Source organism: Cytobacillus oceanisediminis (genome assembly GCF_007830235.1).
GTDB lineage: Bacteria > Bacillota > Bacilli > Bacillales > Cytobacillaceae > Cytobacillus > Cytobacillus oceanisediminis.
The window spans coordinates 102,067-125,218 of sequence record NZ_VLKI01000010.1; the positions used below are offsets into that span (position 1 = coordinate 102,067).

The following is a 23,152-nucleotide window of genomic DNA, read 5'->3' on the forward strand; positions in this document are numbered from 1 at the left end:
TTTATTTTCAGTTAATGACGATCAGACAACTTTGGCTTCGGTATGAAGAAGGTTAACCAGTTCCTTAACCTGATCTTCCAATTCGCCTTCAAGAACCTTTCCTGCTTCTTTCTTAGGCGGCAAGTAAATTTCAATTGTCTTTGTTTTTGCTTCAACATCGTCTTCGTCAAGATCCAGGTCGTCAAGCTCAAGTTCATCAAGCGGCTTTTTCTTTGCCTTCATAATTCCAGGCAAGGATGGATAACGCGGCTCGTTTAAGCCTTGCTGTGCAGTTACCAATAGGGGAAGGGATGTTTCAATCACTTCGGAATCACCTTCAACATCGCGCACTACAGTGGCAGAGCTGCCATTGATTTCAAGCTTGGTAATCGTTGTTACATAGGAAATGCCCAGAAGTTCAGCTACTCGAGGCCCTACTTGGCCTGAACCGCCATCAATGGCTACATTCCCGGCAATAATTAAGTCAGCTTCTTTATCTTTTAGATATTCTGATAAAATTTTAGCAGTTGTAAATTGGTCTCCGTCTTCGAGGTCATCTTCTGTATTGATTAAAACAGCCTTATCGGCACCCATGGCAAGGGCTGTGCGAAGCTGCTTTTCAGCTTCCTCTGTTCCCACGGAAACAACAGTAACTTCTCCGCCTTGTGCATCGCGGACTTGGATCGCTTCTTCAATCGCATATTCATCATAAGGGTTAATGATGAATTCAGCCCCATCTTCGTTGATTTTTCCGCCGGAGATCGTAATTTTTTCTTCAGTATCAAATGTTCTCTTCATTAATACGTAGATGTTCATGATTTCCCTCCTAGTAATTTAGCTCTGTTAAATTTGCCTGTTGATTTCCGCTTCAGGCGCTCAGCAAACCGCGGGCGGTCCGACGCTCCTCGGCGCATGACGCGCGCCTGCTGGTCTCCCTTTGACTCGCTTCTCCCGCTGGAGTCTCGCGCCTTCCGCTCCAATCAGCATAGTGCCAAAATCAACAATTCACTTTAACATAGCCATTAATAAAAACATTTCTGCACTTCGAAAGATTGAAAATATTCAAGGCATACAGAAAGGCCAATCTGCTGGGACCGCCCATAATCTTATGATTGAGCGGCCGCTCGCTCGCAGACCAGAATTTAACCAATGAATCTTCTGAAGATTAAATCATCCGCATACAAGTCCATTATAATAGATTATGAGAATGAATGTAATCTTTCAGGGCAAATCTTTAAAAATACTATTGCCCGGTGAATTTTGGCTCTCGTTTTTCAATAAAAGCAGATATGCCTTCTTGGCCGTCTTTTGAAACAAAAACCTCTCCAAACAATTCTGCTTCTTTCTTAACGCCTTCATAGAACTGTCCAGTCTTTCCATAATTCAATAGCTCAATGGCTGCCCTAATAGAACCAGGGCTCTTCTTGGCAATTTTTTTGGCCATTTTATAGGCATTTTCCAATAGCTCCTCTTCGGGGTATGCATGATTTGCCAAGCCATATTGGACAGCTTCCAGGCCAGTGATTGGGTCACTTGTGAATAGCATTTCAGCCGCACGTGCTGCTCCAACAAAGCGTGGAAGCCGCTGCGTTCCGGCAAACCCTGGAATCAAGCCGAGCTGAAGCTCAGGAAGCCCAAGCTTTGCATTTTCAGCAACAAGGCGGAAATGACAGCCCATTGCCAGTTCCAATCCCCCGCCGAGAGCAGCACCATGAATGGCTGCCATAATTGGCTTAGGGAATTTTTCCATTCTTTCGAACAGATCCTGGCCATTGGTTGACAGGCTGGAAAAATCATCTCCGCTTTCTATTGTCGTAAATTCTTTAATATCAGCGCCAGCCGAGAAAAATCTGCCTTCCCCGTGGATGAGAATGACCCTGATTTCTTCATTCGGTTCAATTTCATCCAGAACAGCTGACAGCTCTTTTAACAGGCCGGATGAAAGAGCATTCGCCGGCGGGCGTTCAATTGTGATTGTCGCCACCATATCCTGATGGGACCATTTTAAATATTCCATCAAATCCCTCCTCACTATATTTTAAGAGCACCTTATCGGGATCAAACATTTCCGCAACCGTTGATCAGCAGTTTATGAACGGGTTCTGCCAATGCAGTCAGGTCATATTTTTGTTCATTCATCACCCATGTCGTTACCGTTTCATCCATCGTGCCAAAGATCATTTGGCGGGCAAGCCTTATGTCCAGGCCACTTGAAAACTCCCCGCTCTCCTTGCCGTCTGCCAGTATTTTTTCAACTAAGGCAAGGTAGCCCTTTAGGACTTCATTGATTTTATGGCGGAGATCTTTATTGGATTGCCTCAGCTCGAGCTGGGTGACAATTGCCAGGTGGCGGTCTTGAGAGAGCATTTTAAAGTGCGTTTCTACCATCATTAATAGTTTCTCTGCAGCTTTCTCTTTTCCTGCAATTTTTTCTTCAATTTTCTCTACGAAGTAACCCATTTTATCCTGAAAGAGGGATATTAAGATATCTTCTTTGTTTTTAAAGTATAAGTATATGGTACCGTCAGCGACACCTGCCTGCTTTGCAATTTTTGATACCTGTGCCTGGTGATAGCCATTTTCAGCAATCACGACTACCGCCGCATCAATAATTTGCCGGTATTTGGGTTTCGTTTTCTTCAAGCTTTCCCCTCCTCTCAAGAATTAAAAACCAGCTAAACGGCAGTGCACTTTTTCCTTTGTTTAGAGCAGCCGGATGGGGTCGCCTTCCATAAACGTGAAATCCCCATCCCTGCTGCTGTTTTAACCCGTAAAATAAGAACCAGCAAGCCAATATGTTTAACTATGATTTTAAATATTCCTAAAATTCATTCCGAAGCGCAAAATGAGTGAATCATCATTCATGTTTTTATAATAGTGGCACAATTCATTTCTGTCAAGAAATTACCTCCAGAAATATATAGTTCATTATGACATTCCTTTAAACCGCGGACAAGCATAATTCATCAAAAATAAAGAGCCGATGGGAATCGGTCTCTGCAATTAAGCCCGCTTTTCCTCTTCTTCTTTTAATCTCTTTTTTTCCTCATCTACAAGTGCCCTTCTCAATATCTTTCCGACAGCTGTCTTTGGAAGCTCTTGACGGAATTCATATAGCCTGGGTACCTTATAGGCTGCAAGATGCTTTCTCGCAAATTGATTCAACTCATCTTCCGTTGCTTCTGAACCCTCTTTCAGCACAATATAAGCTTTTACAGTTTCTCCCCGATAAGGGTCCGGAATTCCGGCAGCTACCACTTCCTGAACTGCAGGATGCTCGTAAAGCACTTCTTCTATTTCTCTCGGATAAATATTGAACCCGCCAGCAATGATCATATCTTTTTTCCTGTCCACGACATAGAAATATCCATTCTCGTCCATGTAGCCCAGGTCACCTGTCAGCAGCCAGCCATCCTTTAAAGTCTGAGCAGTATCTTCAGGTCGGTTCCAATAGCCTTTCATTACCTGAGGGCCTTTTACCGTAATCTCACCTACTTCACCTACCGGTAGCGGTTCACCTGTCTCAAGTGAAAAAATGGCAGCATCAGTATCCGGCCAAGGTACGCCTATGCTTCCTTTTACACGCGGACGGTCCCATAGGAAATTCGCGTGAGTAACGGGGGATGACTCTGTTAAGCCATAGCCTTCAACAAGTTTTCCGCCTGTTATTTCTTCAAATTTCTGTTGGACTTCAACAGGAAGGGCGGCAGATCCGCTGATGCAAGAATCAATGGAAGACAAATCATATTTTTTCAGATCCGGATGATTCAATAAGCCAATATAAATTGTTGGTGCGCCTGGAAATAATGTTGGACGCTGCTTTTGAATAGTCTTCAATGTCATTTCGGCATCAAACTTTGGCAGAAGTACCATTTTGTGTGCATCCATTATGGATAAAATCATAACCGTTGTCATTCCATATACATGGAAAAATGGCAAAATGCCCAAAACAACCTCCTGGCCGCGCCTGCATTTATAGAGCCATGCTTTGCACATCGCAGCATTGGAGACCAGGTTACGGTGCGATAGCATAACACCCTTTGGAAAACCGGTTGTGCCACCCGTATATTGCAATAAAGCCAAGTCTTCCTCAAAATCAAACTCATAAATCCTGAGAGGTTCGGCTGGCCTTTTTAAAATTTCTGTAAGCAAATGGTTATGCCCTTCATGCTTCACATTTACCACAATGCCATACTGCTTTTTCTGCATAAACGGATAAACCAGATTTTTAGGGAATGGAAGAAAATCTTTGATAGCGGTTACAATAATGTGTTTTAAATCTGTTTGAGGCATCACCTTAGTGACTCTTGGAAATAAAATATCCATGGTGATGATTGCCTTTGCCCCCGAATCCTTCATTTGATATTCAAGCTCGCGCTCCACATATAATGGATTCGTTTGAACAACAACTCCTCCAGCCATCAAAATTCCGTAATAGCTGATGACAGACTGAGGAGTATTTGGAAGCATAATCGCTACTTTATCTCCCTTTTCTATCCCGATGCTCTGCAGATAAGCAGCAAGCTTAAGAGAGGAATCATACACATATTTATAGGTAAATTCCTTCCCCATAAAGTGGATAGCCATTTTTTCCGGGAATTCAACTGCTGCATTCTTTAAATAATCTTGCACCGGCTGGCTGGGATATGACAAGGTTGAGGGGATCTCTTCCGGATACTGTTCTAGCCATGGTTTTGTTTCTGCCATTGTGTCCCTCCTTTATTGAATGCCCAAAAGGAAGAGTTTCCTCCAATTAGAGCATAACCATAAATTAATTTTTAGAACATTCTAACTGTTCATTCTTATTATAATATAATGCCCTCTTTATGACAATTAGAATAAGACCATTCGCATAGGCAGAAAATTTTTATAGAAGGTTGTCCATTGTACTGGGAATTCCCTTTAAAATTATAAACAAAAAAAAACGCCATACAGCAATGGCGCTTTTTATATTATCTATATCACTAAAACATTACACGATGAAAAATATATAAATGGCTCCTATGAGAAGAAAAACTCCGCTAAGAACCAGCAGAACTTTCGCTAATTTTTCCAATGAATAGATCTCTCCTTAAGATAAACCTGCCCCTATAACATACGATAGACCAATAGATAACACCATTGAAATAAAGCCGACCGCTTTGTTATTATTCTCGATTTCTTCATCAATTTTAAACTTCGGAGTTAAAAATTCAAAGATAAAATAACCGATCAATAATAGGATGAAACCAAAAACTCCCCAGACAATCATTGTTAATAATGTATCATTATGCAAAATAGAATGCCTGAAAATATTGGCTATCCCGAATATTTTCCCCCCTGTTGCCATTGCAACAGCAATATTGCCATTTTTGATTTCTTCCCAATTACGGTACTTGGTTACCAGTTCAAAAATGGCTAAAAAAACAATCATACACAAAATGACAACACTGTAATATGCGGCTGTCTGAATATATTCATTTTCCCAAAATTGGTTCATTTCCATTCTCCCCGTTGGAATTTAAGGTCTTTTCTTAGATGTTCGGTTCAAAGCAGATCTCGCTGCCATGATCAAACGATTTTAAGAAAAGCCCCTGGCCCCGCTGCTAAACTAGAAGAGAGGCCTGAAAGCCAAACATCTTATTTAAACTCAACAACTGTAACACCTGTCCCGCCTTCTCCAGCTTCGCCAAATCGGATTTTTTTCACAGATCTGTGGTTTCTCAAATATTCCTGGACACCCTGCCTCAAGGCCCCGGTACCTTTTCCATGGATAATCGACACACGCGGATATCCTGCCAATAGAGCATCATCAATATATTTTTCTACCCTAAGCAGGGCATTCTCATAGCGTTCGCCGCGCAAATCCAGCTCAAGACTGACATGAAAATCTTTACCCTTTACTGTAGCCATTGGTTTTGTTTCCACTGGTTTAGGGCTCTTAATGTATTCCAAATCTTTCTCGGCAACCTTCATTTTCAAGATCCCTATTTGGACTTGCCATTCCTTATCCGACACCTTTTCCAGCAAATGGCCTTTCTGTCCAAAGCTTAAAACCTTTACCTCATCGCCGGGTGCGAAGGCGTGTTTATCATTTTTCGGTTTGACTTTGTTTTGTGTTTTGCTAATCTGCGGAGCAGCTTCAGCCAATCGTTTTTTCGCTTCAATCAGCTCATGTTCTTTAACCTCTGCATGCTTTTCCATGCGCATCTTTCTTAAATCACGAATAATCTGCTCTGCCTCATCTTTAGCTTTTTCAATGATATCTGCAGCTTTTTCCGCTGCTTTCTCATGCATTGAATCTTTTTGCTCATAAAATTCAATCATTTGCTTTTGCAGATCTTTATGGAGTTTTTCTGCATTTTTTAATAAATCATTTGCTTCTTCCCTGTCAGCTTCTGCCTGCTTGCGGCTTTCTTCAAGGGAGGCTATCATCTTTTCAACCTGATTTGTATCTGCCCCAATATAGGATCTGGCGGTATCGATCACTTTGTCATTAAGCCCCAGCCGTTTTGATATTTCGAAAGCATTGCTTCGTCCCGGCACACCGATCAGCAGCTTATAGGTTGGGCTAAGCGTTTCAATATCAAATTCTACACTTGCGTTAATAACTCCTTCTCTATTATAGCCATAGGCTTTGAGTTCAGGATAATGGGTAGTGGCTATGACTCTGGCTCCGCGCTTGTATACTTCATCAAGGATGGAAATCGCAAGGGCAGCCCCTTCCTGAGGATCTGTTCCAGCTCCAAGCTCGTCAAATAGAACAAGACTGTTAAAATCGACATGATTCAGGATATCGACAATATTGACCATATGCGAAGAGAAGGTACTTAAGCTTTGTTCAATTGACTGTTCATCCCCAATATCAGCATAAACAGCCCCAAAAACCGAAGTCTCCGAACCATCCAAAGCAGGGATCTGCAGGCCTGCCTGGACCATTAATGTACAAAGGCCAACCGTTTTTAACGTAACGGTCTTACCGCCCGTGTTTGGACCAGTAATAACAATGGTGGAGTATTCATCTCCCAAGGTGATATCATTGGCGACCACTTCGTCAGCAGGAATAAGCGGGTGGCGCGCTTTAAATAAAGATATCCTGCCTTCATTGTTGACTTTGGGTTTGGTGGCCTTAATCCGTTTGCTGTACCTTGCTTTAGCAAACATAAAATCAATTTTCCCAAGCACTTCCACAATCGTCTCCAGTTCACCGCTCTGTTCCGCTACCTGTCCAGACATTGCAATCAAAATTCGTTCAATTTCCTGCTGCTCTTTTACCCTGATGCCTTGAAGTTCATTATTTAGCTGGACAATCGATTGAGGCTCTATAAATAAAGTTTGCCCGGATGAACTTTGGTCATGGATAATGCCGCCATAATGGCCGCGGTACTCCTGCTTCACAGGGATTACAAAACGGTCATTGCGGATGGTGATGATCGCATCGGAAAGCATCTTTTGTGCGCTGGAAGAACGAATCATGCTCTCCAGGCGTTCCCTTACACGGGATTCCTTTGTGCGCAGCTGATTGCGGAGTGAACGGAGCGCCTCGCTTGCACTATCAAGCACTTCACCGTTATCATCGACAGCATTGCGGATTGATGTTTCAAGATCCGCCAAAACAATAATTTTATCCGTATATCCCTGCAAAATAGGAAGGCTGCTTTCTTCTTCTACAAAATCCTCAATAAACCTTTTCATCTGCCTGCTTGCATGAATCGTGCTGGAAACCTGAGTGAGCTCCTGTGGACTCAGCATTCCCCCAATAACCGCCCTTTTCACATGCGGTCGAATATCAAAAATGCCTCCCAATGGGATATTACCTTTAATACGGAGCACAGTAGCTGCCTCATCCGTTTCCTCTTGCCTGCGGATAACTTCTTCATAATCTGTTGAAGGAAGAATATTTTCTGCTTTTTTCCTTCCCAAGGAAGATGAAACGTGCTCAAGCAGCTGTTCTTTTACTTTATTAAATTCAAGTATCTTCAAAACGCGTTCTTGCATGAGGACTTTCCCCTTTCAAGCCCAATTTCCTATTTGCGTTCCTTCAGGAATTTGAGCAGATCTTCTGTCTCCATAGCGTTAAGGACAGATTCCTTCTTAATCCATCCTTTTTTAGCCGCGGAAACGCCAATTTCCATATGGTTTAGTGTGTCTATTTTATGTGCATCGGTATTAATAACGATCTTGACGCCCGCTTCTTGCGCTTGCCTGATGTGCTCTGCGGCAAGATCAAGTCTGTTTGGATTTGCATTCAGCTCCAATGCTGTATTCGTTTCTTTTGCTAATTCAATGAGCATCCCCATATCCACTTCATAGCCTTCCCTCCGGCCAATCAATCTACCGGTAGGATGTGCAATAATATCAACATGGGCATTCTGCAAGGCTGCTTTTAAGCGGGCCATAATTTTTTCTTTCGGCTGCGAAAAAGAGGAATGTATGGAAGCTATGACAATATCCATCTCGGCAAGAAGATCATCATCATAATCAAGCGAACCGTCAGGCAGAATATCCATTTCTACGCCTGATAAAATCGTAAAATCATCAAATTGATCATTAAGAAGCTTAATTTCTTCTTTTTGCTGGCGAAGCCTTTCAGCAGTTAGCCCATTGGCCACTTTTAAGTACTGTGAATGGTCTGTAATTGCTATGTACTTATATCCCCGGGCCCGGCAGGCTTCGATCATTTCTTCAATTGAATAGGCACCATCACTCCATGTAGAGTGCATATGAAGGTCGCCCTTGATATCTTCAAGGGATATTAGTGCCATATCTTTCGTAAATTCATCTACTTCTTTCCCATCTTCCCTAATTTCAGGCGGGAAGAAAGGAAGTCCAAAATGGGCATAAAAATCTTCTTCAGTTGAAAAAGTAAGAATTTCACCAGTTTCTATATTTTCAACGCCGTATTCACTGATTTTTTCCCCGCGCTCTTTGGCCAGCTGACGCATTCTGACATTATGGTCCTTCGATCCGGTAAAATGATGCAAAGTTGTCGCAAACTCATGCGGCTCCACCAAACGGAAATCAGCCGATATATCATAAGAATGATCAAACACGACGGAAACCTTTGTATCTCCTGCAGCGATAACCTCTTTAATTCCTGGAAGATTTAATAATTGCTCTTTAACAGATGCAGGGTTTTCGGTAGCTATGATAAAGTCGAGATCCTTAATCGTTTCTCTCATTCTCCTTAAGCTTCCTGCCCTGGAGTATTTTTTGATGTCTTTCATATCAGCTAACGCTGCCTCAATGCCTTCCGCTATCGGAAGCATAAATGCAAGAGGAAGGCGTTCCGGCCTTGAGCCTGCGTTTTCAAGGGCAGCCAATATCTTTTCTTCGGTCTTTTTACCAAAGCCTGCAAGCTCCTGTACTTTTTTATTACGGCATGCTTCTTCTAGGTCTGCGGCATTTCCTACGCCTAATTCTTTGTAAAGCTTGGCAATCTTCTTGCCTCCCAAGCCTGGAAGCTGGAGCAGCGGAATTAAGCCTGAAGGAACCTCTTCTTTAAGTTCATCCAGCACGGAAGACTGTCCTTCTTTAATGTACTCTTCAATTACGGCCGCAGTCCCTTTTCCGATGCCGGACAACTTTGTAAAGTCTTCAATTTCAGATAAACTTTCATCATTTGATTCTAGTGCAAGTGCGGCCTTGCGGAAAGCAGCTGTTTTAAAAGGGTTTTCTCCCTTTAATTCCATATAAACGGCGATTGTTTCCAAAAGCCTGATCACATCTTTTTTATTTATACTCATTCAAACCACCTGCCCATAACGGTTTAGTATCAATATTATCTCTTATTTAGCGGGGCAACTTCAAATAATGGCCATTTTCAAAAGGCTTTTTTCGTAAAGTATGTTGCTTTTTAACTGTAAACTAAGTTTAACCAACTGAGTTGATTGGAGCGGAGGGCACTTGACTCCTCGAAAATGCATTCGCATTTTCTTCGTGCGGTGTTTACTCAAGGATTCTTTTCCAATGTCCTGCGGGAGGAGAGGGAGTAAGAGACCCCACAGCGAAGCCGAGGAGACTATCATTCCTCCCCGCGGGTTCGCTGAGTGCCCCGTGCTGAAATCAATGGGTATCATTCATAAGCTAAACCAACAATCTATGAGAAACAGCCTTTCAAAAAGAAAACTTCTCTAGAAATAGAGAAGTTACGCGGCCATATATTCAACCCACATTTCTTTTAACTGCTTGGAGAGAACAGGCGTATTCTTAACCATTTGTTCCGCGAGAAAGGAATTATTAATAGGTCCCTGCAACACTTCAATTGGAACCAGTGCGGCTATGTATAATAGAATAAACATGATAAGATAGACTTCAATAAATCCGAGAATGCCGCCTGCCCAAACATTAAGCTGCTTTAATATCGGCAGATGGGCGACAAAGTCGAGCATACTTCCAATAATTTGCAGCAGGATTTTTACCGCAAAAAAAATCACGACAAATGCAATGGCGCGATAGTAAGCATCTTCAAGATTTGCATTCTCAAAAAGCGTTTGAATCGCCGAGTCGCTGCTAAAGCTGGGATATGGAACCCATAAGGTCAACTTGGGAGCAAGTTCTTGGTAATACATACGGGCTACTATAAAAGCGATAATAAATCCTGTTAAATGGATTAACTGCAGGATAAACCCTCTTTTTAGCCCAATGAAAAAGCCAAAAATTAATATAATGATAATTGCGAGATCCAGCATGACTATTTTCCGTCCTTTACTCTATTTAATTCGTTTTCCAGCCGTTCCAGACGGTCTTTCAGCTTTATATAATCATTAACAGCATTGACTGCCGTTAGCACGGCTAACTTACTAATGTCGAGTGAAGGATTCTTCGAACTGATTTCACGCATTTTATCGTCAACCAGCGAAGCAACAAGGCGAACATGGCTGGAGCTCTCGGAGCCTACTATTACATACTGCTGTCCATATATATCAACGCTTGTTCGATTTTTTTGTATATTTGACAACGTCCATGCCCTCCTTCTTTAAAGAATCCTAATCAATATCATAACATGAACGAATATTGGTGGGAAGTCAAAGCATGTCAAAAGAGCTTCGTTCATGTAAAACTTTTTCCAAAAGAGGGCTGGGAAGCGGATCTGAAATAGCGCAAAAACACTAAACGAATATAACAATAGAGGAGATATAAAATGAGCCAAGTTGTACTTTTAAAAAAAGCTAATGAAATTTCAGAAATGAAGACCTATTATTCACGGCATTTGAACGATAAGCAGCCCCCAGGAAGCATATTTGCGGCAAAAGTTCCGGGCTGTTCAATCACAGCCTATAAATCAGGCAAAGTCTTATTCCAGGGGGGCGGAAGTGAAGCAGAAGCCAAGAAATGGGGAAATACGGCAGGGAGCGCCCAGCCAAGCAAAAAGAAGAGCCCGGCAGCAGCAAACCTGCCGGAAAATATCAGCTCCCTTTCAGTGATAGGTTCGGACGAAGTTGGCACCGGCGATTACTTTGGCCCGATCACCGTTGTCGCAGCTTATGTAAAGAAAGAACAAATCCCTTTGCTGAAGGAACTTGGCGTAAAGGATTCAAAAAATCTTGGGGACGAAAAAATCATTGAAATTGCAAAGCAAATTAAGGATATCGTGCCGCATAGCCTTTTAACACTGCATAATGAAAAATACAACAAGCTGCAGCAATCAGGCATGTCACAAGGAAAAATAAAGGCTTTGCTGCACAATCAGGCGATTGGGCATGTTCTTGGTAAAATAGCTCCTGAAAAGCCTGAAGCTATACTGATCGACCAATTTGCCAAAGAAGAGATTTACTATAACTATTTAAAAAATCAGCAAACCATCCAGAGGGAGCGTGTATTTTTTAGCACGAAAGCCGAAGGAATCCACCTGGCAGTAGCGTCTGCATCCATACTGGCCCGCTATGCTTTTGTACGCCATTTCGAAAATTTAAGCAAACAGGCTGGATTTACGCTTACTAAAGGCGCCGGCTCCAAGGTAGATGAAGCGGCTGCACGATTGATCAAGGAAAAAGGCCGAGAAGCACTGCCCGCTTTTGTGAAGCTGCACTTTGCCAATACTGAAAAAGCAATGAAGCTGTATAGCCGGAAATATAAGTAATGAAAGACAGTAACTCTAAAAGAAAAATGGCTGTTTTATAGATAAGCCTTTTATATAATACGGATAGGCTGAAAAACAGCCGGTTCTCAAGGTATTTCCGCTTTCAGTTTTGTATTTATCGGCCAAAATCGGACATTTATCGGCCAATTTTGCATTTTTATCGGCCAAAATTACGGTTTTAACGGCCAAAAAGGTCCTTTTATCGGCCAAACCCAAAATCCCCATAAAGAAAAGGCAGCCCCCAGGCTGCCCTTTTCTTTATTATCCTCTTAATACCGCTCCGGCTTTTTCCTTCACAGCATCCAATACTTTGTCGTGCGCCTTTGTGACATCTTCATCTGTTAATGTACGTTCAGGATCGAAGTACTTTAAGGAGAAGGCAATCGACTTCTTGCCCGGCTCCATATGCTCGCCTTCGTACAGGTCAAATACATGAACGTCTTTTAATAGCTTGCCGCCAGCTTCTTTAATAATGGCTTCAAGCTCGCCAGCTGCAGCTCCATTATCAACCACAAGAGCAATATCCCTAGTGATGGAGGGGAAGCGAGGGATCGCTTCATACTGCAATGGAGCAACTTCTGCTTCCAAAATAGCCTTCAAAGATAATTCAAATACGTATGTCTCTTTCAAATCAAGCTCTTTTTCAACCGTCGGATGGACCTGGCCAACAAAGCCAACAGAATTACCGGACAGCAATACTTCAGCTGTTCTGCCAGGATGCATGCCAGCTTTTTCAATTTGGCGGAATGCAACTTTCCCGGAAAGGCCCAGCTTGTCGAATAAGCCTTCCAGAATTCCTTTTACGACATAAAAATCAACCGGCTTCTTTTCTCCCTGCCAAGGGTGGCTTTGCCATAGACCAGTAACCGCGCCAGCCAAATGCTCACGCTCTTCAGGCAGTTCTTCATCTCCATTGGAAAGGAACACGGCTCCTGTTTCATAAACAGCGAGGCTGTCGTTCTGGCGTGCAGAGTTATATTTTAATACTTCAAGAAGCTGCGGTACGATGCTTAAGCGAAGAAGGCTGCGGTCTTCACTCATTGGCATTGCCAGTTGTACTGGTTTGCGCTCTTCAAGGGCATATTGTGTTGCCTTCGCTTCATTTGTTAATGAATAAGTCACTGCCTGATAAAGCCCTGCACCTTCGAGGTAACGGCGGACTAATCTGCGTTTATTCTGATATTCCGTAAGATGGCCTGGTGTAGAAGCCCCAACCGGAAGAGTGGACTTCAAATTGTCGTAGCCATATAAACGGCCAACTTCTTCAATTAAGTCTTCTTCAATGGTGATGTCGCCCCTGCGTGTCGGCACGGTAACAGTGATTGTATCATTATCAACCGCTGTTTCAAATTGAAGGCGGGCAAAGATTTCCTCTACTTCCTTCATGGATAACTCAGTACCAAGTACACGATTAATCTTTTCGAGAGTCACTGAAACTACTGCCGGCTCAACCTGCAGTGAATCTGCTTCAACAGAGCCTTCCAGCACTTCTCCACCCGCATATTCTGCCAGCAATTGTGCGGCTCTTTCTGCTGCATCCCTGACTCTGTTCGGGTCTACACCTTTTTCAAAACGGGAGCTTGCTTCACTTCTTAATCCATGGTCCTTGGAAGCCTTCCTTACAGTTGCCCCTTTAAAATAAGCTGATTCAATCAAAACAGTCTTCGTGTCAGATTGCACTTCAGAATTTGCTCCCCCCATTACTCCGGCAAGTGCAATCGGCTCACTGCCATTTGTTATGAGAAGATGATCGGAAGTTAATTCACGTTTAGCATCATCAAGAGTAACAATGACTTCACCATCTTTTGCTCTGCGAACAAGAATTTCTTTTGATCCCAATCGGTCATAGTCAAAAGCATGCAGCGGCTGGCCGTATTCAAGCAAAATATAGTTTGTCACATCGACCACATTATTGTGCGGGCGAATGCCAGCTGCCATTAATCGTGCCTGCATCCATACTGGCGATGGTCCTACTTCTACATTTTTAATGACTTTAGCCACGTATAAAGGATTATCTTCTTTCGCTTCCACCTGTACATCAATGTAATCCGATGCCTTTTCAGATGTAGTTTCCACTTGAGGTTCAGGAAGTTTAACTTCTCTTCCTAAAATGGCTGCCACTTCATAGGCAACGCCCAGCATGCTTAAGCAGTCTGAACGGTTCGGCGTTAAACCAAGCTCAAGAACCTGATCGTCACGGTTTAATTGCACAATGGCATCCTGCCCGACCTCAACGTCTCCAGGGAAAACATAGATCCCTTCAGAGTATTCCTTTGCGACAAGTTTGCTTTCAATGCCCAACTCCTGCAGGGAGCAAATCATCCCATTTGATTCTTCGCCGCGAAGTTTGGCACGCTTAATTTTAAAATTGCCCGGAAGTACAGCTCCGACTGTTGCAACAGCTACCATCTGTCCTTTATCGACATTTGGAGCTCCACAAATAATTTGTACAGGTTCGTCCGCACCTGTATCCACTAGACACTTGTTAAGCTTATCGGCGTTTGGATGCTGTTCTCTTTCAAGGACATGCCCAACGACAACTCCCTTGATGCCTTCGTTCAGAACCTCTACGCCCTCAACCTCAATACCGCTTTTTGTAATCTTTTCTGCAAGCTCTGCAGGAGTAACGCCAGATAAATCAACATACTCCTGCAGCCATTTATATGAAACGAACATGTAATATCCTCCTCGACCTAGTCTTATTCATGAATTGAAAATTGTTTTAAGAATCGAACATCATTTGTATAGAAATGGCGAATATCATCTACACCATATTTCAGCATGGCAATTCGCTCTGGCCCCATTCCGAAAGCAAACCCTGTATATTTCTTTGAGTCGAATCCGGCCATTTCCAGTACGTTTGGATGTACCATGCCGGCACCCAAAATTTCAATCCAGCCAGTTCCTTTACAAACGCTGCAGCCTTTTCCGCCACAGATTTTACAAGAAATATCCATCTCCACAGATGGTTCTGTAAACGGGAAGAAGCTTGGACGAAGACGGATTTCCCTATCTTCTCCGAACATTTTCTTCGCAAACACTTCAAGTGTTCCTTTTAAATCTGTCATGCGGATATTTTCATCCACAACAAGCCCTTCAATTTGCATAAACTGGTGGGAGTGTGTAGCATCATCGTTATCGCGGCGGTATACCTTTCCCGGACAGATGATTTTAACCGGTCCTTTGCCTTCATGCTTTTCCATTGTTCTTGCCTGCACAGGTGAAGTATGTGTACGAAGAAGAATCTCTTCTGTAATATAGAAAGAATCCTGCATATCACGGGCAGGGTGGCCTTTTGGAAGGTTCAAGGCTTCAAAATTATAATAATCCTTTTCAACTTCAGGACCTTCAGCCACTGTATAGCCCATTCCAATGAACAAATCTTCAATCTCTTCAATAATGCGTGTTAATGGATGATGGTTTCCTGTTTTTACAGGACGCCCTGGAAGAGTAACATCAATTTTTTCAGCAGCCAACTTTTCCTGGACTGCTGCTTCTTCAAGGTGTTTTTGTTTTTCTTCAATTCCGGCAGCTATGCTGTCTCTTACTTCATTTGCTAGGGCACCCATTTTCGGGCGCTCTTCCGCTGACAATTTCCCCATTCCTTTAAGGGCTTCTGTAATTGGTCCTTTTTTGCCCAGGTAGGATACACGGATATCATTTAATTCTTTCAAATCAGCGGCAGTGCTGATTTTTTCCAACGCTTCAGTTTGCAGTTCTTTTAAACGCTCTTGCATCTAAAAATCCTCCTTCAATTCATTCCTTTTACTTTTTTTGCCAAAACAAAAAACCTCTATCCCCATAAAGGGACGAGGTTTCGCGGTACCACCCTTTTTAACACATATATGTACATAAAGCACGTGTTCACTTCATTGGGATAACGGCTGCTGCCGGTACATCTTTACACCGAAATGCGGAGGCGACTTGCCCAGGGGCGACAAGCATAAGACAATATGGCATGAAGGTTGTACTTAAGCTTCTTGACAGATTGGCTTATGACCTCGAGCCCCTAGGCGCTGTAGCTAGACAGTTATCTATTCTGACTTGCTATCTCATTTCAATGGTCCCGATGCCAACTCAGGAGGTGAAAATTCCCTTGCTATCCCAATAAAAATGCTTTCAGTCTAAGGCATTTTCTCCCTGAAAAGGTATTAACAAAGTACTGAACTCCGTCATCGTTTTGTTTCATATAATTTTGCTGTTAATTATAGTATATTCTTCATGCCGTTTCAAACGGTTTTCATAAAAATGCTGCCCATTTTTTATTTTCTTAGGTGATAAAGCAGAATCCCGGCAGCGACCGCTACGTTCAACGATTCACTTTTTCCCAAAATCGGGATATAGAGATTGGCAGTTGTTAGGGCTAACAGGTCTTTATTTACACCGCTTCCTTCATTCCCAACCAGCAGGGCAAAGGACTCGGCATGTTCGGCCTCGGTATATTCCCTGGCGTTTTCTAATGCTGTTCCAAAAACAGTTACATTATTTTCTTTGAGCCTGTTCACCCATTCAAACAGGTCTCCCCTTATAACTGGCAAATGGAAATGGCTGCCCTGTGCAGAGCGAAGAACCTTTGGATTATAAACATCCACACTTCCATCACCCACAATGACCGCGTCCATTCCTGCTGCATCTGCTGTCCGGATCATCGTACCCAAATTGCCGGGATCCTGAACCGCGTCAATCAGCAAATACCCTTTGCCTTCCACATCACCAGAGGACCTCGCCTGTTCGCAAACAGCAAGGATACCTTGCGGTGTTTCTGTATCAGCCAGCAGCCCAATGATCTCCTCCGTTACCATAGTTACAGGGATATCTCCATAATCCCATCCAGGAGGCATGTCCTTAGATTCGTTTATAATAATTTCCAAAACCTGATTACCTGCAAGCGCTTCTTCCACCAAATGAAAGCCTTCAACCAAAAAAGTTCCTGTTTTATCCCGCTCTTTTTTTGTTAAAAGCTTTTTCCAATCCTTAATTTTTGGGTTCTTTGCAGATTGAATATGCTTCAACACTGTCTCTCCTTTTATAGAAAATCCTGTTGGCCTGGAATTTCTTTAATACAATTTTTTCATTATAGCCTATTTGGAATACATAATAAAAGCGAAATTAGAGAACATAATAACGAATTATATCTGGAAGGAGTGCATGAAGGTGAATTTAAACCTGCGTAATGCCATTTTACACAATGTTTCAGGCAACTCTCAAGACGAACTAAAAGATACAATCGTAGATGCCATTCAAAACGGGGAAGAAAAAATGCTTCCTGGATTAGGCGTTTTATTTGAAGTCATTTGGAAAAACTCTTCTGAAGAAGATAAGCAGGAAATGCTGCAAGTTTTAGAAACCGGACTAAAATAACAAAGACGCACAAATAGAAAAACTGCTCCTTGAGGGCAGTTTTTTCATTAGCCTTTAAAAAGCTCAAAGCCATAATGAGTGGCGATGGTAAAAATCCCGCTCCATAATACAAGCGAAATAGTCATCCAAATGGTGGTCCATTGTTTTTTGGCGCCAAGTCCCATCCCGATTGCTGCAGCTATATGGGTGCCGATTAAAATAGGGCCTGCAAGAGCCAAGCCAGGCAATCCATATCGGTTCCAAATCTTCTTGCCCCTTTTGGATCGGCCACTTTCTTTTTCTTCTGGCCCCTTCTTTTTTCTCCGCCATAGCTTAAATCGCTCAAACAGAACAATCAGCAGGAAGACAGTCAGAAAATTCCCCGCAAATGATAAAACAGCAACAAGAAAAGGATTCAACCCTTTCACGATGGCAATTGGAATAACTGCTGCTATTTCAATCCATGGAATGGCTGCCAGTATGAAAACTAATATATATTCCCAGATGATTTTTTCACCCCGCTTTAATATTGCTCTGTTTCCGTTAATTCTCTAGCTTTTTTACTTGCTTTTTTACTAATACCTACAAAAGAGCCCCGTTTTTGTGCTGCGCAAGATAAATATTCTGACTCTTAAACAGCTGACTTCGTTTAAGTATATCTTATATTTACAAATTTGAAGTTATATTTGCAACTTTTTATTTTATTTGCAACTGTCATGTTTCACAAGCAAAAAAACCCCAGGATGGCCCGGAGTTTCTTTTTGAACAATTATTCAAAAGTGATTTTATCAACAGTTTCTCGATCAAGGCGCTTAATCACTTCAGCGATTAGCTTTACAGCATTCTCGTAGTCATCACGATGAAGCATCGCTGCGTGTGAATGGATATAGCGAGTTGCAATGGTGATGGAAAGGGAAGGAACGCCATTATGTGTAACATGGATGGCTCCTGAATCTGTTCCGCCGCCAGCAATTGCATCAAATTGATAAGGGATATTCAGTTCGTCTGCCGTATCTGTAACGAGATCGCGCAAGCCTTTGTGTGAAACCATGGATGCATCATAAAGAATGATTTGCGGTCCTTTACCCATTTTGCTCATTGCTTCTTTTTCAGAAATTCCCGGAGTGTCTCCTGCAATTCCAACATCGACACCAAATGCGATATCCGGCTCAATTTTTTGTGCAGAAGTTCGGGCACCGCGAAGTCCAACCTCTTCTTGTACAGTTCCTACACCGTAAACAACGTTTGGATGGTCAGCCTCTTTCAATTGTTTTAATACATCGATGGCAATCGCACAGCCAATGCGGTTATCCCACGCTTTTGCCAAAAGCATTTTTTCATTTTTCATTACCGTGAATTCGAAATATGGAACCACCATATCACCTGGTTTAACTCCCCACTCTTTTACTTCTTCACGGCTGGAAGCGCCGATATCAATAAACATGTCTTTAATTTCAACAGGCTTTTTGCGTGCTTCCGGAGATAGGATATGAGGAGGCTTTGATCCGATTACACCCGTTACGCCTCCTTTGGAAGTTACGATTGTTACACGCTGTGCAAGCATTACCTGGGACCACCAGCCGCCAACCGTCTGGAAGCGGATGAATCCTTTGTCATCAATGCTTGTTACCATGAAGCCAACTTCATCCAAGTGGCCGGCTACCATGATTTTAGGGCCGCCTTCTTTACCGGTCTTTTTAGCAATTAAGCTGCCTAGTCCATCAGTTGTCACTTCATCAGCGTATGCTGCTATGTACTTTTTCATTACCTCACGCGGTTCGCGCTCATTGCCCGGAATCCCTTTGGCATCTGTTAATTCCTTAAGCATTGTTAAAGTTTCATCTAATTTAGCCATCATTTCGACCCCCTTAATATGTATTCATCCCTATTATACCGAACACGCGATTCAATATAAAGAATTATCAGACGGAAGCCTAATCCGGCTCAAGGCGGATTTTGGTTTATAGCTCTGTTAAACTTGCCCGTTGATTTCCGCTCAAGAAGCGCGTATCAGCGGGCCGCCCGGAGCCTCTTCGGTGCATGACGCGTCTGCGGGGCCTCCCTTTGGTTCGCTTCTCCCGCTAAGACATTGGAACCTGCATTCTCGAATAAACACCGCACGAAGGAAATCGGATGCATTTTCAAGGAGTAGTCTTGCGCCTTCCGCTCCAATCAACTCAGTGCCAAACTCACAATGAGCTTCCTTAGCTTTTAGTATCCTTCCGCCTGCCTTTTATAATTTACTTCATTTTTCTCTATATATGCCTTTTCGATTTCCGAAGGGGTAAAGCCCAGCATTTCACCAAGATTTAAATAGGCTGTAAAAAGTTCTTTGTAATGTTCAAGGGAACGGCTTGTCCGAAAATAGCCGATTCCATTATATACGGATAAAAACTGGCCAGTCACCGATTCTGCCTTATCCAAAGTGATTGCAAATTCTTCTTCCTGACTAAAACCGCATTCAATGCCCAGAGATAAAATGAAATGTATACCGTCCACAAACTCTTCCAATACTGTCTCCTGAGGAGAAGATGGCTTGAGGCTCCAAAACTTAAAACACCTCGTTTCGTTTGCCAGCTCGCCCAGCTCAACAAGCAATGCAAGTACTTTGCGCTCAAATAAATCTACATCCTGCAATTGGTGATTTGTTTCAATATGCCTGTCCAATTCTTTTTGCATTTGGAATAATTGCTGATACTTCATTCTCCACCATCCTATGTACATTAATAAGGTATTTAAATTATAATTCACTTTATATTTTAGCTCTGTTAAACTTGCCTGTTGATTTCACTCCAATCAACAGGGTGCTAAAATCAATAATGTGCTTTAACTTAGTCTATCTTAAAAAATTATAACAAATCGTTAAAAAGTTGAAACTTTTTTTAACCTCATCCGTAAAGTAAAGAAAATAATATTGGAGGGCTGTTATTATGTGGCTCCTGCGCATGCTGCTGTTTGCACTTATCCTTTTTCTCATTTACAGCGCTATAAAGTATCTTTTAAATTCTAAGCGAAAGCTGGAACTTGCCCATGAACAGAAACGTTATTATTTTTGGGATGACCAGGAAAATGTCCGGAAAAATTTCCTGATTACGTATAAAGGTGTTTTATTTGAAGGCGAAAAGTACCTTGGTACAACCGATAACGCTTTTGAAGTAGTCTCCATTTTCATCTGGCCCCGAAGCACCGCTGCCCTTAAAGGAATGGTTCGGGAAGATTTTATTTTTATTGAAAGAAAGATAACGGAGGCCTATCCTAATGCAAAAATTGACTGGAAAAGCCCTGTTAAAGAGTTCATGCATAAAACGGCTTCACCTGGCGAGCCATATATAGATCATATGTAAAAAAAAACGTTCGGATGGACCGAACGTTTTTTTATGCTGTTTTAAAGAATTCCTTCCACTTTATAACGGTTACCTTTTCCCTCAAAATAAAAACCAAAATAGCAAGAGAAAGCAAGATTAAAAGAATCATTGATGGAGTAAAACGACTGATGAATTCTCCGAACACTGTATAAAAGACTGCCAGCGGCAAATTGCTTACCCAAGAGTTTTTCACATAATCACTAAAACTCTTGTTTCTTTCCATCAGACAAAAATTCAGCAAATGGTAGTGGATAAATGGAATTAGCCTTAGAACAGCAACTTGCCCGACAGTCAGATTCCGGTACTCCCCGAACCACCTCTTTTTTAACAATGAAAGCTTTTCATGAGTCCTTGGCATTTTGCTAATCATAAAATAAAAGAGAATACTGCTCATCATTAATCCGATAATCGAGAATACAGAACCAAAAAAGCTTCCAAACAGAACTCCACCTGTCACGCAAACAAGCGGGACGGGAATAAATAAAACCTGCCGTATAATATGAAAAAAGATAAAAGCAATGGGAGCAAGAATTCCAGCAGTCTCCACGATCACAAACAACAGTGACAATTGATCATTCATGCATCCACCTTCTCCCGGCTGTCATTCTGGGTGTTCACTAAAGCTTATGGAGGGCCATGCCTGCTTATGACAATTGAATGATAAGGTACAGAATTAATCCAGCTTCCAGCAAGGCTAAAGAAGGCAATCCAAATTTAAACTGAAGATGTTTCGTTTTATGCCTGAACGTGTTCATTCCGAGGGTCATCCCGGCTGCTCCGCTTAGAAATGCAACAAGCCAGAGAGTCTTTTCGCTGATCCGGTACTGATTCCTTTTCGCCTTTTCTTTATCGACTTTCATTAAGAAAAATCCAGCTATATTCACGAGCAGATAGATGATGACAATTGTTTTAATCATCGATAGTCTCCTTTTGTATGTATTAAGTCTCTAATGAGCTTAAGGGAAAAGCAAGCTGCTGTCTATAAAGTGAAACTTCAATCAGTGGGTGGCTTTTCCCCACTGATTGTTAGTTGACCCAATCGGGCCTTTACGGGCAGTTGGATTCCCGCTTAACTTCCTTCGGTTCCTCTGATTCTTGAAGAGGGAGACTTACTGCCTGTTAGACTGCGATAAAAGTGCATAAAAAAGCCATTCCCGTTTTAGAGAATGGCTGTTGTATTTATTATTACTTGCTAAGCTGCTGCTTTGCAACTGATGCTAATTCAGCAAATGCTTTTTCGTCAGCGATTGCTAATTCAGCAAGCATTTTACGGTTAACTTCGATGCCAGCAAGCTTTAAACCGTGCATTAAACGGCTGTAAGAAAGACCGTTCATGCGAGCTGCTGCGTTAATACGAGTAACCCAAAGTTTGCGGAAGTCGCGCTTTTTCTGGCGACGGTCGCGGTAAGCATACATTAGGGATTTCATAACCTGCTGGTTAGCAACTTTGTATAATGTATGTTTTGAACCGAAATAACCTTTAGCTAATTTAATGACTTTTTTACGACGTTTGCGAGTAACTGTACCGCCTTTTACACGTGGCATATTATTTCCCTCCTAATTTCGAGATATTACTTAAGATTTACTAGTAAGTTACGGATGCGCTTGTAATCGCCTGAAGAAACAAGAGTTCCTTTGCGAAGCTTACGCTTTTGCTTTTGAGATTTGTTAGCGAACATATGGCTTCTGTAAGCATGAGAACGCTTCAGTTTACCAGAACCTGTTCTTTTGAAACGCTTAGCAGCGCCGCGGTGAGTTTTCATTTTTGGCATTGGGAATTCCTCCTCTTACTTGTCGTTTTTCGGTGCTAAGACCATAAACATGCTTCGGCCATCCATTTTTGGATGTGATTCCACCGTTGCAACTTCATTGCATGCTTGTGCAAATCGGATTAAAACACGCTGGCCAATTTCCTTATGCGTAATGGCACGCCCTTTAAATCGGATCGATGCTTTTACTTTATCGCCTTTTTCAAGGAATTTAATAGCATTGCGAAGTTTAGTATTAAAGTCATGCTCCTCAATAGTCGGGCTAAGGCGAACCTCTTTAATACTGATAATCTTCTGGTTTTTGCGAGCTTCTTTTTCTTTTTTCTGCTGCTCGAACTTGAACTTTCCGTAGTCCATGATACGGGCTACCGGAGGTTTCGCATTCGGTGCAACCAGAACAAGATCAAGATTTGCACGAGAAGCAATTTCAAGTGCGTCGAATTTTGATTTAATTCCTAACTGCTCGCCGTTTTGGTCAATAAGACGGACTTCGCGGGCGCGAATGCCCTCGTTTAACAACATATCTTTGCTAATAGCTAGACACCTCCAAGGATTAATGCGAACACAACGTTTGGGTCAAGAATGAAACGAAAGCGCAAGCGCCTGCTGGAGCTAGACAACCTTATTATAAGAAGCTG

At 42.3% G+C, this 23,152-nt stretch carries 23 protein-coding genes; 3 read left to right on the top strand and 20 right to left on the bottom strand.

Going from position 1 to position 23,152, the window contains the following annotated elements; all coding sequences use genetic code 11:
* Positions 1–21: 21 nt before the first annotated feature.
* The 9 genes from IQ19_RS16790 to zapA all read right to left on the bottom strand — a co-directional run bounded on the left by IQ19_RS16790 (position 22) and on the right by zapA (position 10,918).
* Positions 22–795: an electron transfer flavoprotein subunit beta/FixA family protein gene (locus tag IQ19_RS16790; protein WP_144543527.1), complete on the bottom strand. Its 774-nt coding sequence runs from the start codon at positions 793–795 to the stop codon at positions 22–24.
* Between the two features lie 427 nt (positions 796–1,222).
* Positions 1,223–1,996, bottom strand: coding sequence for an enoyl-CoA hydratase (locus IQ19_RS16795; protein WP_144543528.1), 774 nt, complete (start codon positions 1,994–1,996; stop codon positions 1,223–1,225).
* Between the two features lie 41 nt (positions 1,997–2,037).
* On the bottom strand, positions 2,038–2,622 hold the full coding sequence (locus IQ19_RS16800; protein WP_110067888.1) for a TetR/AcrR family transcriptional regulator: 585 nt from the start codon (positions 2,620–2,622) through the stop codon (positions 2,038–2,040).
* Positions 2,623–2,982: 360 nt separating this feature from the next.
* Positions 2,983–4,686 (bottom strand): AMP-binding protein, encoded by a 1,704-nt coding sequence (locus tag IQ19_RS16805; RefSeq protein WP_144543529.1) that lies wholly within the window; start codon positions 4,684–4,686, stop codon positions 2,983–2,985.
* Between the two features lie 364 nt (positions 4,687–5,050).
* Positions 5,051–5,458 (bottom strand): DUF350 domain-containing protein, encoded by a 408-nt coding sequence (locus IQ19_RS16810; RefSeq protein ID WP_144543530.1) that lies wholly within the window; start codon positions 5,456–5,458, stop codon positions 5,051–5,053.
* A gap of 140 nt (positions 5,459–5,598) precedes the next feature.
* Positions 5,599–7,956, bottom strand: a complete 2,358-nt coding sequence (locus IQ19_RS16815) for an endonuclease MutS2 (protein ID WP_144543531.1) — start codon at positions 7,954–7,956, stop codon at positions 5,599–5,601.
* Positions 7,957–7,985: 29 nt separating this feature from the next.
* A complete protein-coding gene (polX, locus tag IQ19_RS16820) occupies positions 7,986–9,704 on the bottom strand; it encodes a DNA polymerase/3'-5' exonuclease PolX (protein WP_144543532.1) in 1,719 nt (572 codons plus the stop codon).
* 402 nt (positions 9,705–10,106) lie between these two features.
* A complete protein-coding gene (locus IQ19_RS16825; protein WP_144543533.1) occupies positions 10,107–10,649 on the bottom strand; it encodes a CvpA family protein in 543 nt (180 codons plus the stop codon).
* A gap of 2 nt (positions 10,650–10,651) precedes the next feature.
* On the bottom strand, positions 10,652–10,918 hold the full coding sequence (gene zapA / locus IQ19_RS16830; RefSeq protein ID WP_144543534.1) for a cell division protein ZapA: 267 nt from the start codon (positions 10,916–10,918) through the stop codon (positions 10,652–10,654).
* 183 nt (positions 10,919–11,101) lie between these two features.
* Between zapA and rnhC the strand changes: the two genes are divergently transcribed.
* Entirely contained in the window at positions 11,102–12,040 is a 939-nt protein-coding gene (gene rnhC / locus IQ19_RS16835; RefSeq protein WP_144543535.1) for a ribonuclease HIII, read from the top strand.
* 261 nt (positions 12,041–12,301) lie between these two features.
* Here the strand turns inward: rnhC and pheT are convergent, their stop codons facing one another.
* The 3 genes from pheT to IQ19_RS16850 all read right to left on the bottom strand — a co-directional run bounded on the left by pheT (position 12,302) and on the right by IQ19_RS16850 (position 17,052).
* Positions 12,302–14,716 carry a phenylalanine--tRNA ligase subunit beta gene (gene pheT / locus IQ19_RS16840; protein ID WP_144543536.1) on the bottom strand — a complete coding sequence of 805 codons (2,415 nt, stop codon included), beginning with the start codon at positions 14,714–14,716 and terminating at the stop codon, positions 12,302–12,304.
* Between the two features lie 23 nt (positions 14,717–14,739).
* The gene (gene pheS / locus IQ19_RS16845) at positions 14,740–15,777 is read right to left on the bottom strand and encodes a phenylalanine--tRNA ligase subunit alpha (RefSeq protein ID WP_144543537.1); all 1,038 of its coding nucleotides are present in this window, start codon (positions 15,775–15,777) and stop codon (positions 14,740–14,742) included.
* A gap of 525 nt (positions 15,778–16,302) precedes the next feature.
* On the bottom strand, positions 16,303–17,052 hold the full coding sequence (locus IQ19_RS16850; protein ID WP_144543538.1) for a TrmH family RNA methyltransferase: 750 nt from the start codon (positions 17,050–17,052) through the stop codon (positions 16,303–16,305).
* A 142-nt stretch (positions 17,053–17,194) separates the two neighbouring features.
* Here IQ19_RS16850 and sspI point away from each other — a divergent pair, with 142 nt between their 5' ends.
* Positions 17,195–17,401 (top strand): small acid-soluble spore protein SspI, encoded by a 207-nt coding sequence (gene sspI / locus IQ19_RS16855; protein ID WP_144543539.1) that lies wholly within the window; start codon positions 17,195–17,197, stop codon positions 17,399–17,401.
* A 47-nt stretch (positions 17,402–17,448) separates the two neighbouring features.
* On the opposite strand, the gene IQ19_RS16860 is transcribed toward sspI, so the two are convergent.
* The 3 genes from IQ19_RS16860 to IQ19_RS16870 all read right to left on the bottom strand — a co-directional run bounded on the left by IQ19_RS16860 (position 17,449) and on the right by IQ19_RS16870 (position 20,083).
* Entirely contained in the window at positions 17,449–17,808 is a 360-nt protein-coding gene (locus tag IQ19_RS16860; protein WP_394137571.1) for a small multi-drug export protein, read from the bottom strand.
* A gap of 341 nt (positions 17,809–18,149) precedes the next feature.
* The gene (locus tag IQ19_RS16865; RefSeq protein WP_144543565.1) at positions 18,150–19,235 is read right to left on the bottom strand and encodes a M42 family metallopeptidase; all 1,086 of its coding nucleotides are present in this window, start codon (positions 19,233–19,235) and stop codon (positions 18,150–18,152) included.
* A 356-nt stretch (positions 19,236–19,591) separates the two neighbouring features.
* Positions 19,592–20,083, bottom strand: coding sequence for a dUTP diphosphatase (locus tag IQ19_RS16870; protein ID WP_144543541.1), 492 nt, complete (start codon positions 20,081–20,083; stop codon positions 19,592–19,594).
* Positions 20,084–20,310: 227 nt separating this feature from the next.
* Between IQ19_RS16870 and IQ19_RS16875 the strand changes: the two genes are divergently transcribed.
* Positions 20,311–20,724 carry a sigma-w pathway protein ysdB gene (locus IQ19_RS16875; protein WP_144543542.1) on the top strand — a complete coding sequence of 138 codons (414 nt, stop codon included), beginning with the start codon at positions 20,311–20,313 and terminating at the stop codon, positions 20,722–20,724.
* A 31-nt stretch (positions 20,725–20,755) separates the two neighbouring features.
* Here the strand turns inward: IQ19_RS16875 and IQ19_RS16880 are convergent, their stop codons facing one another.
* From IQ19_RS16880 to infC, 5 genes are all read right to left on the bottom strand, one after another.
* Positions 20,756–21,325: a TVP38/TMEM64 family protein gene (locus IQ19_RS16880; RefSeq protein WP_144543543.1), complete on the bottom strand. Its 570-nt coding sequence runs from the start codon at positions 21,323–21,325 to the stop codon at positions 20,756–20,758.
* 64 nt (positions 21,326–21,389) lie between these two features.
* Positions 21,390–21,662 (bottom strand): DUF1294 domain-containing protein, encoded by a 273-nt coding sequence (locus IQ19_RS16885; protein ID WP_144543544.1) that lies wholly within the window; start codon positions 21,660–21,662, stop codon positions 21,390–21,392.
* A gap of 268 nt (positions 21,663–21,930) precedes the next feature.
* The gene (gene rplT, locus IQ19_RS16890) at positions 21,931–22,290 is read right to left on the bottom strand and encodes a 50S ribosomal protein L20 (protein ID WP_009333214.1); all 360 of its coding nucleotides are present in this window, start codon (positions 22,288–22,290) and stop codon (positions 21,931–21,933) included.
* Positions 22,291–22,316: 26 nt separating this feature from the next.
* A complete protein-coding gene (rpmI, locus tag IQ19_RS16895) occupies positions 22,317–22,517 on the bottom strand; it encodes a 50S ribosomal protein L35 (RefSeq protein ID WP_009333215.1) in 201 nt (66 codons plus the stop codon).
* Between the two features lie 15 nt (positions 22,518–22,532).
* Positions 22,533–23,036: a translation initiation factor IF-3 gene (gene infC / locus IQ19_RS16900; RefSeq protein WP_110066244.1), complete on the bottom strand. Its 504-nt coding sequence runs from the start codon at positions 23,034–23,036 to the stop codon at positions 22,533–22,535.
* Positions 23,037–23,152 lie beyond the last annotated feature (116 nt).

Coding starts and splice junctions, on each gene's coding strand:
- polX (WP_144543532.1), bottom strand. CDS start 9,704: ATGAGTATAAATAAAAAAGATGTGATCAGGCTTTTGGAAACAATCGCC.
- IQ19_RS16870 (WP_144543541.1), bottom strand. CDS start 20,083: ATGAAGTATCAGCAATTATTCCAAATGCAAAAAGAATTGGACAGGCAT.
- IQ19_RS16815 (WP_144543531.1), bottom strand. CDS start 7,956: ATGCAAGAACGCGTTTTGAAGATACTTGAATTTAATAAAGTAAAAGAA.
- rpmI (WP_009333215.1), bottom strand. CDS start 22,517: ATGCCAAAAATGAAAACTCACCGCGGCGCTGCTAAGCGTTTCAAAAGA.
- IQ19_RS16825 (WP_144543533.1), bottom strand. CDS start 10,649: ATGCTGGATCTCGCAATTATCATTATATTAATTTTTGGCTTTTTCATT.
- IQ19_RS16880 (WP_144543543.1), bottom strand. CDS start 21,325: ATGAATGATCAATTGTCACTGTTGTTTGTGATCGTGGAGACTGCTGGA.
- IQ19_RS16875 (WP_144543542.1), top strand. CDS start 20,311: ATGTGGCTCCTGCGCATGCTGCTGTTTGCACTTATCCTTTTTCTCATT.
- IQ19_RS16810 (WP_144543530.1), bottom strand. CDS start 5,458: ATGAACCAATTTTGGGAAAATGAATATATTCAGACAGCCGCATATTAC.
- rnhC (WP_144543535.1), top strand. CDS start 11,102: ATGAGCCAAGTTGTACTTTTAAAAAAAGCTAATGAAATTTCAGAAATG.
- IQ19_RS16885 (WP_144543544.1), bottom strand. CDS start 21,662: ATGATTAAAACAATTGTCATCATCTATCTGCTCGTGAATATAGCTGGA.
- rplT (WP_009333214.1), bottom strand. CDS start 22,290: ATGCCACGTGTAAAAGGCGGTACAGTTACTCGCAAACGTCGTAAAAAA.
- IQ19_RS16865 (WP_144543565.1), bottom strand. CDS start 19,235: ATGGCTAAATTAGATGAAACTTTAACAATGCTTAAGGAATTAACAGAT.
- IQ19_RS16790 (WP_144543527.1), bottom strand. CDS start 795: ATGAACATCTACGTATTAATGAAGAGAACATTTGATACTGAAGAAAAA.
- IQ19_RS16795 (WP_144543528.1), bottom strand. CDS start 1,996: ATGGAATATTTAAAATGGTCCCATCAGGATATGGTGGCGACAATCACA.
- pheS (WP_144543537.1), bottom strand. CDS start 15,777: ATGCAAGAGCGTTTAAAAGAACTGCAAACTGAAGCGTTGGAAAAAATC.
- pheT (WP_144543536.1), bottom strand. CDS start 14,716: ATGTTCGTTTCATATAAATGGCTGCAGGAGTATGTTGATTTATCTGGC.
- IQ19_RS16805 (WP_144543529.1), bottom strand. CDS start 4,686: ATGGCAGAAACAAAACCATGGCTAGAACAGTATCCGGAAGAGATCCCC.
- infC (WP_110066244.1), bottom strand. CDS start 23,036: ATGTTGTTAAACGAGGGCATTCGCGCCCGCGAAGTCCGTCTTATTGAC.